The following is a 3,214-nucleotide window of genomic DNA, read 5'->3' as shown; positions in this document are numbered from 1 at the left end:
CCCGGCGTGCCGCCGCCGGCCGCCGCCTCGCGCGCCAGCGGCACGAAGCGCGCGACCGCGTCCGGGTTGTCGAGCACGAAATGGCAGCGCGACGCGAGCCCGGCGCGCATGAACATCTCGTCCATCGACGGGTTGTTCAGGTAGCGGGGCGTCTTGATCCGGCCGATCACCGCGTCGAGTTCGCCGCGGCTCGCGAGTTCGACGCCATCCTCGTACGCATGCGCGCAGCGGGCGAGCATGTCCTGGTTCGGGTTCGCCTTCAGCGACACGATCAGCCGCGTGCCGAGCCGCGCCTTCAGCGACCGGTAGCGCGCGATCGCGACTTCCGGCTCGTACACGTAGCACGGCGTGCGCAGGTCGGCGATCCACGCGTGGTCGCCGGCGGGCGGAAGCGGGCGCTCAGGCGTCATGGCGGCCCACCGGATGGAGCGTGGCGGCCGCGTACGCGCCGCAGTTCGACTGCATCACGCCGAGCACGCGCTGGCCGCGCGCGACCGCGTCGAGCCCGACGTCGGCCAGGTTGATCGGGAAGTCCGAGCAGCACGCATGGCCGCGCGCATGGATGTTCTCCGCATAGAGCCGCTCGGCCGGCACGCGCATCGCGCGGCACAGCGCGTTCCAGCCGGGCAGGTCGGCGTTGTGCGGCAGCACGAGCTCGTATTTGTCGAGCGCGTACGGCTCGAGCGCGACCGCCGCGTCGATCGCCTTGCGCGTGTACGGCCACTCCATCATGATCAGGTCGGCCTCGTTCGCGGCGACGGTGTCCGAGCCGCGATGCCATTTCGCATGCGTCTCGATCGCGATGCCGCCGAGCCGGTTCTTCGTGCTGTTGCGCGCGATCAGCATCGCGGCCGCGCCGTCGCACTGCACGCCCGTCATCTGCCGCATCCGGTAATCCTCGCCGTACACGCGGTCGGACGACACGACGAGCGCCGCGTCGAGCTGCGGATAGCGGCGCATCAGCGCGCGCACCGTCTCGATCCCGGCCGCGACCGACACGCAGTTCAGCTGCGCGACCGAGCCGAGCCACAACGGCTCGATGCCGAGCTGCGCGGCCAGCTCGTGCGGCAGGCTGCGCGGCGCGGGCGGCACGCTGAACTGCTGCGTGTGCACGTGCACGATCGCGCCGATGTCGGACGGATGCACGCGCGCCGTGTCGAGCAGGCGGCCGGCCGCCGCGATCGCGAGATCGGTCTCGCTCGTGTCGAGCGCCATGTGGAAATAGCGGCTGCCCGAGTGCGCGATCGCCGCGGCCCGTTGCGCCGGGTAGTCGCGCTCGGCGGCCCAGGCCTCGATATCGACGGGCAGGCCCGGCAGCTCGTAGGCCACCGCGTCGATGCCGATCCAGAAATCGCGTGACGCTTGGGAGGAGGTCGTCGTCATGGTTCAGTTGAGCGGCATCGCCGCGTAGTCGAGGACGTCGAGTTTTTCGAAGGTCGCCTGCACGGTCGGCGTGAGCAGGCCCATCTCGCGGATCGTCGGCACCAGGCGCCGGAAGATCGAGCGGCGGATCGAGCTGGAGACCGGCGATTCGCGCACCATCGCGCTGCATTCGCGCTTCGACAGCCCCATCGGTTCCCAGATGTCGTCCGCGCACAGGTGCTCGTACAGCACGGCCGCGCCTTCGCAGACGAACTCCTCGCGCTCGCGCAGCTCGACCGCGCTCATCTCCGCATACACGCGGCACAGCGTGATCCGGCCGACCGCGAAGTGGCGCGATTCGTCGCGCTGGATCCGCACGAACAGGTCCTTGATGAACGGATCGGTGCTGTACGCGACCACGCTCTGGAAGATCGACAGCGCGATGCCTTCGACGAGCACCTGCATCCCGAGGTTCGTCATGTCGAGCGCGCTGCTCGTGATTGTGTCGTGCAGCAGCCCCTTCAGCGAGCGGCTCATCGGGTAGCTGACGTCGAGCTTCTCGTTCACGAGCTTCGCGTACGCCTCGACGTGGCGCGCTTCATCCATCATCTGCGCGGCCGCGCACAGCCGCGCGCTCAGGCCGTTCTCGGCCGAGGCGAGCTTCGATGCGCAGATCAGCGCGGCCTGCTCGCCGTGCAGGATCTGCGACAGCAGCCAGCCCTGCGCGTGATGGCGCACCTCGCGCTTGTCGGTGTCCGACAGCTTGCCCCACAGCTCGGTGCCGTAGATCAGCAGCGTCGGGTCGGGCATGCCGAGCGGATTCGCCGGATCGAGATCGTGGCTCCAGTCGACGTCGGTCGCGACGTCCCACTGCGCGGCCTTCGCCTTTTCGTACAACCGGTTCAGCGCCTCTTCGCGCAGTGCGTAGTCGTTCGACATCAGGGCGTCGACGGGCATCGACCAGCGGATGTCGGCCGTGTCCTGCATAACGGTGAGCGTGTCAGTCATTTCAAGGTCTCCCCGGCCGCGCGGCGGCGCCGGAATGATGGGCGGAATCGGTAAGCGTCGTGGCGGCGGCGCGCGGCGCGGCCGGGTGCGGGTCGAGGCGGATCGCATACGACGGCCATGCGCCGCGCAGCTGCGCGTCGAAGGCGTCGGCGAGCCGCGCCGGCCAGATCGCGCAGCACACGCGGTTGTCGCCGGCGAATTCCGCGTCGCGCAGGATGCGGTCGCCGATCCACACGACCGGGGCGCCGCGCGTGGCATCGCGCAAGGCTTCGTCGTACAGGTGCACGCCGAGCAGCACGTGCGGCGCGAGCAGTTCGGCCGGCAACGCGCCGAAGTACGGCGCGCAGACTTCGATGAACAGGCGTGCGTCCGGGTGCACGTCGTTGCGGATCCGCGTGGTGATTTCGGCGAGGAATGCGAAGTACTGGACGTGGTCGAGCAGCACGCGGCGATCGCCGCCGAGTGCATCACCGGCGTCGTATACGTCGCCGGCCGTTTCCGCGAGCGCGGCACGCGCATAGTCGGCCGGCGTGTCGAGCGGCATCCGGTACGCGCTCGCGGCGACCGCGACCGGCTGCCGCGCGTCGCGCTCGATCCGGTAGGTGAAGTGAACGGGTCGCACCATGTCACGCCTCGTCGTCGAGAGAGAACGTCGCGTCCGGCGCGAACGCGACGTCGGCGACCGCGTAATAGCCGTTCAGCGCGAGCGAGCAGACGGCCGCGCGGCGCGGCGTGTCGCCGTCGCGATGCGCGAGCAGCACCGACAGCCACGGATCGCTGCCGAACGCATGACCGAACTGCTCGTGACCGTCCGGCAGCAGCGGCGTCTTGCCGACCGACGCGA

At 69.9% G+C, this 3,214-nt stretch carries 3 protein-coding genes and 2 pseudogenes; all 5 read right to left on the bottom strand.

Annotation, left to right across the window (positions count from 1 at the left end; translation table 11 throughout):
* Positions 1 to 410: pseudogene (locus tag G3N96_RS38115) on the bottom strand (PLP-dependent decarboxylase); the annotation flags it as partial.
* On the bottom strand, positions 400 to 1,383 hold the full coding sequence (locus tag G3N96_RS38110) for a ketoacyl-ACP synthase III family protein (protein ID WP_206140434.1): 984 nt from the start codon (positions 1,381 to 1,383) through the stop codon (positions 400 to 402). The gene G3N96_RS38110 and the pseudogene G3N96_RS38115, both read right to left, overlap by 11 nt.
* A 3-nt stretch (positions 1,384 to 1,386) precedes the next feature.
* Positions 1,387 to 2,370 (bottom strand): ferritin-like domain-containing protein, encoded by a 984-nt coding sequence (locus G3N96_RS38105; RefSeq protein ID WP_046547055.1) that lies wholly within the window; start codon positions 2,368 to 2,370, stop codon positions 1,387 to 1,389.
* Between the two features lies 1 nt (position 2,371).
* Positions 2,372 to 2,995, bottom strand: coding sequence for a hypothetical protein (locus G3N96_RS38100; RefSeq protein ID WP_206140433.1), 624 nt, complete (start codon positions 2,993 to 2,995; stop codon positions 2,372 to 2,374).
* Between the two features lies 1 nt (position 2,996).
* Positions 2,997 to 3,214, bottom strand: a pseudogene (locus tag G3N96_RS38095) (hypothetical protein); the annotation flags it as partial.

Origin of the sequence: Burkholderia sp. Se-20373 (assembly GCF_017104705.1) — a bacterium.
In the GTDB taxonomy this organism is placed as follows: domain Bacteria; phylum Pseudomonadota; class Gammaproteobacteria; order Burkholderiales; family Burkholderiaceae; genus Burkholderia.
Note: the sequence above shows the minus strand (reverse complement) of the source record. Positions and strands in the feature narration are given on the sequence as shown.

Excerpts from the sequence above, each read along its gene's own strand:
- G3N96_RS38110 (WP_206140434.1), bottom strand. The coding sequence starts at position 1,383 with ATGACGACGACCTCCTCCCAAGCGTCACGCGATTTCTGGATCGGCATC.
- G3N96_RS38105 (WP_046547055.1), bottom strand. The coding sequence starts at position 2,370 with ATGACTGACACGCTCACCGTTATGCAGGACACGGCCGACATCCGCTGG.
- G3N96_RS38100 (WP_206140433.1), bottom strand. The coding sequence starts at position 2,995 with ATGGTGCGACCCGTTCACTTCACCTACCGGATCGAGCGCGACGCGCGG.